Here is a 6,396-nt window from a genome sequence, read left to right on the forward strand (position 1 = left end):
CGACAACATGGCCGCCTCTGCGGCCACGTTGCTGTCTGGTGCAAGCAAGGCATCAGGCGCTGCGCGGCATCGCCGTCTGCCATTTCCAGGTGTCGCGGCACATGTCCGCCAGACCATGGCGCGCTGTCCAGCCCAGTTCGCGCAGGGCAAGGGACGGGTCGGCAAAGCTCACCGCGATGTCGCCGGTGCGGCGACCGGTGATCCGGAACGGAATCGGCCGGCCGACGGTCTGCTCGAAGGCCTTGATCAGTTCCAGCACGCTGTGGCCCTGCCCGGTGCCCAGGTTCAGGGTGATGCTGCGGCGCTTGTCGCGCAGGTACTGCAGCGCCAGCACGTGGGCCCGTGCCACGTCTTCCACATGGATGTAATCGCGTACGCCGGTACCGTCGCAGGTCGGGTAATCATCGCCGAATACCTGCACTTCGGGCAGCAGGCCGGCGGCCACCTGGGCGATGTAGGGCATCAGGTTGCTGGGTGTTCCGTGCGGCAGCTCGCCGATCAGAGCGCTTGAATGCGCACCCACCGGGTTGAAGTAGCGCAGCGTTGCCGCATGCAGCGTTGTGTCGGCACTGACCAGGTCGGACAGCAGGTGCTCCACCACCAGCTTTGAACGGCCATAGGGGGTCATCGCGCAGGTCGAGGCCGTCTCGGCCACCGGGCAATGGTCCTGGTTGCCGTACACGGTTGCAGACGAGCTGAACACGAACGTGCCTACCCCGGCATCGCGCATGGCGCCGAGCAGGGCAAGGGTGCCGCTGATGTTGTTGTCGAAGTAGTCCAGCGGCATCTGCCGCGATTCGCCAACCGACTTCAACGCGGCAAAATGCAGCACCGCATCAATCGAATGCTCGCGCAGCAAGGCCGCGATCCGCGCACGGTCGCGCACGTCGGCCTGTACGAACAACGGTGTGGTGCCGGTGATGCTGCCGATCCGATCGATCACCCCGGCGTCGCTGTTGCAGAGCGAGTCGACGATGACCACCGTATGGCCCTGCTGCTGCAGTTCCACGCACGTGTGGGAGCCGATGAATCCCGCACCGCCGGTAACCAGAACGTTCATTTCCTGTAGTCCTTCCACTCTGTTGGAGCTTCCTTGCCGAAGCCGTGTCAGCCCAGGCCCGGGGAAACCATCACGGCCCCGGCACCATCTTCTTCTGCCGCGCCTTGAAGCCATTGAACAGCGGTGCGATCAACGGGTTGTAGCTCCACGCGATGCGCTTGCGCAGCCAGCTTGCCGGCCGGTTGCGGATGGCGAAGCGGTAGATGCGCTCGGGGTCGCCACCGACCACGTTGCGTCCGAACGGATGGGTGGTGTGCAGGTAGCGGAACCCCTGCTCACGCGCCACTTCGATGTAGTCCTGGTCGAAATCGCCGTATGGCCAGCACAGGGTGTCGGACACCTCGCCCAGCTTCTCCAGCAGCACTTCCCGGGCCTTCGACAGGTCGTCACTGATACCGGCACGGCGCTGGGCGCGATCCAGGTCCTGGCGGCGCAGCCAGCGCGTGTGGGTGTGGGTATGGCAATGGATCTCGAAGGTGCCCGCCTCGATGGCCGCACGTGCTTCGCTCCAGCGCATCATCACTTCGTCGCTGCGGTCCTGCTTGTAGATCAGGTCTTCGCAGGCGCGATGCTCGGGCGTTTCCGGCAGCGTGGCACCGGCGATGCCGGCATGCGGGCGCATCGGGCCCTCGTGCATCCAGCCGGTCACCACGAACACCACTGCGTGCATGCCGTACTTCTGCAGGATCGGGTGGGCGTAGACCCAGTTGTCCAGGTAGCCATCATCGAAGGTGATCACGATCGACTTGCGCGGCACCGGCTTGCCGGCCAGGAAGCCGGCGTACTGGTCCAGCGTCAACGAAGTCCAGCCGGTGCGCGCCAGCCAGGCGATCTGGCTTTCGAAATTTTCCGGCGACACCGTGATCATGCCGGGCGAGTTGCTGACGTGATGATGCATCAGCACCGGTACGGTTCTGGCATTAGCCATGACCCAGCTCCTTCATCCATTGGTGGTAGTAGTGTTCGGTGGCTTCAGCGTGGCCTTCGGGGCTGAAACGCTTTGCGCTGCAGATCCACTCCCAGCCGGAACGACCCATCTGCCGGCGGCGTTCGGGATCGTCCACCAGCAGCCGCAGCGCGCCGGTCAGGGCGGCGCCGTCACCCAGTCGGGTGAGGATGGCATTGCTGCCTTCCACCAGCATTTCGGGCACGCCGCCGACCCGGTGCGACACGATCGGCAGGCCCGCCTGTGCCGCTTCCAGGAAGACCGTGCCCGATGCTTCCTTGTGTGTGGCCAGAGCGAAGATGTCGAAGCCCGGCATCAGCTGGCTGGCATCGCTGCGGAAGCCCAGCAGATGGACCTGGCGCTGCAGCTCGTGTTCGGCACACGTGGCCTGCAGGCGCTGCATTACTGCCTGGCCATCGCCGACCACCACCAGATGCAGGCGGGGGTTGGCCTTGCACAGCGGCACCATGGCCTGCAGCAGCTCGGCGTGGCCCTTGGGTTCGCGCAGCACGGCCACGCAGCCCACCACGATGTCCTGCTCGTCGAATCCGAGCTCGGCGCGCACGCGCGCACGCGCCTCCTGCAGATCCTGCCAGGACGGTTCCTGCGCGGTGTCGATGCCGGTTGGAGAAGCCGCCATCGGCGGCACGATGCCGATGTGATCGGCAGGAATTCCGCGGTCCGCCAGCAGTTGCTTGACGAAGTTGCTCACCGTGATGACCCGGTGCGGCAGGGCGGTGTAGGTCAGCAGCGAATTCACCGGGCTCATCAGGTGGCGCGAGCGCACCACCAGCGGTGTGCCGCCCAGGCGTGCACCCGCGGCGGCAATCAATGCATCGCGACGGCTGGTGGTGTTGACCACGTCGTAGCGCTCGCGGCGCACCAGCCGTGACACCGACCAGATGCCGCGCAGCAGGCGGGCCATGCCGCCCATGCGCAGCGTATGTACGGTGAAGCCATCATCGCGCGCGCGGGTGGCCAGGCGCGCGTCCGGCTGGCACAGCAGGGCGACGTCATGGCCGCGCGCGCGCATCACCTGCATGTGGCGGAAAATGTAGATCTCCTGCCCACCCATGCCTTTGGCGGCTTCGGTATGCAGGATGCGCAGCGGACGGTTCATGGTGGATCGGTCCTTGGATTCAGCGATTGCGGAAGCGCGTCAGCGCTTCCCATGCCGCGCGGATGCTGGCGGCGTCGGGGGTCTGTTGCGGCAGGGGGCGGTAGCGCGCATCGAGCGCGGTGGCGTTGCCGAATTTGTCGAACACGTAGATCGCCTCGCCGTTGCGCACCGCGCGCTGCGACCAGCTTTCCACCACCAGCGCCCGCTTGCCGGTCGGTGCAGCCAGCAGGTCATGGCCGGTGCTGTAGTCGGTCAATGCGTTCTCGCAGCCCAGCCCGTGGCGCATCAGCGTCGGCACCCAGTCTTCATGCGAACTGACCCGCGCATCGCGGCCGCCACCCTGGCCAGGCCAATGCAGCACGAAGGGCACCTGCAACTGGTAGTTGGAGAAGTTGCCGTTGTGGCCCCAGTAGTTGAGCTTGAGGTCGTTGAATTCCTCGGCGTGGTCACCGGTCACCAGCACGATGGTGTCCTGCTCCAGTCCCTGTGCGCGCAGATCATCCAGCAGCGATCCAATCAGGCTGTCGGCGTAATGCACCGCGGTGTGATAACGGTTCAATTCCGGCGTTGGATCGTGCTCGGGGCCGAACTTGAGAAAATCGATGGCATCGGCCATCGGCGTGGCGAGCGGCGGATAGCCGGCCGGCATGTGGTAAGGCGCGTGGGTGGAATCGAGGAACACGAAACCGAACCACGGGCGCTGCGCAGCCTGGCTGGCGCGGATGTCTTTCTGCAGTCCAGCGACGATGGCGGCATCACGGCCGTCGGACGTCAGTTCGGACGGCCCCTGGTGCAGTTTGTCGCGGACATCGGCGAACGCCGTGCGATCGAATTCCGGGCTGTACAGCGGCGCGCTGCCATACAGATGCAGGTCATAGCCCTGCTGTCCCAGTACCTTGAACAACTGCGAGCCACGCTGTTCGTCGAGCATGCTGGGCCAGTAGCCGCCAGGCAGGCCGTACAGCAGACCGAACAGGCCATAGCGGGTGGCGTTGCCGGTGCTGAAATGATGCTCGTACACCCGCGAGGACCGGGCCAGTGCCGATGCGTTGGGCATGAACTGAGGGGTGAGCACGTCATGGCGCAACGACTCCAGTACCACCATCAGGACGTTCGGCCGCTGGTGGCTCTGGCAGCGCAGGGGCTGCAATGGATAGTTGAGCTGGGCATGGCGCGGATCGGGCAGGCCGACCTGGCGCTGGCTGACCACGCCGAAGCGGCGCATCGCGCTCTTGGCGGTGATCGGCTGCGCCCATGGCAGGTAATTCCACTGGCTGATCACTGCACGTTCGCCGAGCGCGTCGTAGTAGGCCGTGGCGACCTGGCCGCCGCCCATCAGCAGGGCGATCACGGCCCAGGCCTGCAGTACCCGTCGCCGCCGCGGAGCCGCGGGCAGCAGCTTCCAGCACGCCCAGGCCAGCAGGCCCTGCGCGGCGAAGATCGCCGAGACCATGGCAACCGCCTGCAGCCAGGTCTTCCAGGACAGGCTCACCTGGTCCTGCAGGGCGCCGCCGAACACCATGTTGGCGACCATCGCATTGAGGTGGAAGCGATACAGCGCGAATACCTTGGCATCCACCAGCAGCAGGCACAGCCACAGGCCCTGGCAGATCACAGCCGACATGCTCAACGCGCGCGCGCTGCGCGGCCACAGGCCGATGGCCAGCGGTAGCAGGCCGGCCAGTGCGCCGAACGCGAGTAGATGGCCGGGCAGGGCGATCGCCAGATAGGCCAGGCCGAGTGTCCCGCCGGGGTTGTCGCGCAGCGGCACGTTGCCCAGCGCGATCAGCGCTGCAAACACCGCGTTGGCCGCGATGAACAGGGACCACCAGGCCAGCCGGCGCCAGCGTCGGGTTGGCCCGGGAAGAGCGGCAGCGGTGGCGTCGGGCAGAGCGGCGTCCATGGAGAAGGCGGGTTGGGATGGGGCAACGGATGGCGTGTCCCGGCGTGACGAAGTCGTTAAGCCGCGCGCAGGTGGCGCATTGTATCGGTTTGTTTCAGTGTGTCGGTGGCGTGTCCCGATCTATCTGTCACAATGTTCAGATCGGTCGCCATCACATGGCGGGCCCGTACCGACTCAACGACAAGCCAGGAACCGCTGTGAGCCAGATCCCCACCCTCGACATCACCCGTTTCGACAGTGACCGCGACGCCTTCGTGGCAGAGCTGGGGGCGGCATATCGCCAATGGGGGTTTGCCGGCATCCGCAACCACGGCATCCCGCAGGCCGACATCGATGCGGCCTACGACGTCTTCAAGGCCTTCTTCGCACTGCCGGATGAGACCAAGCGCAAGTACCACGTGGCTGGCAGCGGCGGCGCCCGTGGCTACACCCCGTTCGGTGTGGAGACCGCCAAGGGCTCCAAGCACTTTGACCTGAAGGAGTTCTGGCACATCGGTCGCGAGATCGCCGACGACTCCAAGTACCGGGACGTGATGGCGCCGAACCTGTGGCCGTCCGAGGTCGAGGGCTTCCGTGAGCGTGGTTACGGCCTGTACCAGGCGTTGGACAACCTGGGTTCGCGCGTGCTTTCGGCCCTGGCCCTGCACATCGGCCTGCCGGAGCACTTCTTCGCCGACAAGACCAATTTCGGCAATTCGATCCTGCGCCCGATCCACTACCCGCCGATCACCACCGACGACATCCCGAACGTGCGTGCCGGTGCGCATGGCGACATCAATTTCATCACGCTGCTGGTCGGTGCCAGCGCGGCAGGCCTGGAAGTGCAGTCGCATGACGGGGACTGGGTGCCGTTCACCTCGGACGCGGACACCATCGTGGTCAACATCGGCGACATGCTGCAGCGCCTGACCAACCATGTGTATCCGTCGACCATCCACCGTGTGGTCAATCCTCCGGGCGAGCTGGCCCGCCAGCCGCGCTATTCGGTGCCGTTCTTCCTGCACCCGAACCCGGATTTCCTGATCGACGTGCTGCCCTCGTGCATCACCGAGGAGAACCCGAGCCGGTACCCGGAACCGATCACCGCGCACGGCTTCCTCGAAGAGCGCTTGCGCGAGATCAAGCTGAAGTAATGAAGAAGCCGCCGAAAGGCGGCTTTTTCATTACGGGTGGCGCCGGGCCATGCCCGGCGAGCGCAGCGGAGGGTATTCGGCAGGGTTGCACCCTGCACCCGCAGAGGCCAAAGCCAAAGCCAAAGCCAAAGCCAAAGCGGCTCCGGGTTTCTGCGGGTTGGGCGGGGCGGTGTGGGCTGGCAGGACACGCCGTAAACCCATCCCTGGGGGCTCGATGGCGCCATCCATGGCGCC

5 protein-coding genes are annotated in these 6,396 nt (G+C 65.7%); 1 reads left to right on the forward strand and 4 read right to left on the reverse strand.

Going from position 1 to position 6,396, the window contains the following annotated elements; all coding sequences use genetic code 11:
- Window positions 1–52 precede the first annotated feature (52 nt).
- From galE to WKB25_RS16320, 4 genes are all read right to left on the reverse strand, one after another.
- Window positions 53–1,060: a UDP-glucose 4-epimerase GalE gene (gene galE, locus WKB25_RS16305; protein ID WP_340571805.1), complete on the reverse strand. Its 1,008-nt coding sequence runs from the start codon at window positions 1,058–1,060 to the stop codon at window positions 53–55.
- 70 nt (window positions 1,061–1,130) lie between these two features.
- A complete protein-coding gene (locus tag WKB25_RS16310) occupies window positions 1,131–1,988 on the reverse strand; it encodes a polysaccharide deacetylase family protein (protein WP_340571806.1) in 858 nt (285 codons plus the stop codon).
- The gene (locus tag WKB25_RS16315; protein ID WP_340571807.1) at window positions 1,981–3,126 is read right to left on the reverse strand and encodes a glycosyltransferase family 4 protein; all 1,146 of its coding nucleotides are present in this window, start codon (window positions 3,124–3,126) and stop codon (window positions 1,981–1,983) included. Before WKB25_RS16315 ends, WKB25_RS16310 begins: the two co-directional genes overlap by 8 nt.
- 19 nt (window positions 3,127–3,145) lie before the next feature.
- On the reverse strand, window positions 3,146–5,029 hold the full coding sequence (locus WKB25_RS16320; RefSeq protein WP_340571809.1) for a DUF3413 domain-containing protein: 1,884 nt from the start codon (window positions 5,027–5,029) through the stop codon (window positions 3,146–3,148).
- A gap of 155 nt (window positions 5,030–5,184) precedes the next feature.
- Between WKB25_RS16320 and WKB25_RS16325 the strand changes: the two genes are divergently transcribed.
- Window positions 5,185–6,162, forward strand: a complete 978-nt coding sequence (locus tag WKB25_RS16325; RefSeq protein WP_049469229.1) for a 2-oxoglutarate and iron-dependent oxygenase domain-containing protein — start codon at window positions 5,185–5,187, stop codon at window positions 6,160–6,162.
- The last annotated feature ends 234 nt before the right edge of the window (window positions 6,163–6,396 follow it).

The sequence above is a fragment of the Stenotrophomonas sp. G106K1 genome (assembly GCF_037969685.1).
In the GTDB taxonomy this organism is placed as follows: domain Bacteria; phylum Pseudomonadota; class Gammaproteobacteria; order Xanthomonadales; family Xanthomonadaceae; genus Stenotrophomonas; species Stenotrophomonas lactitubi.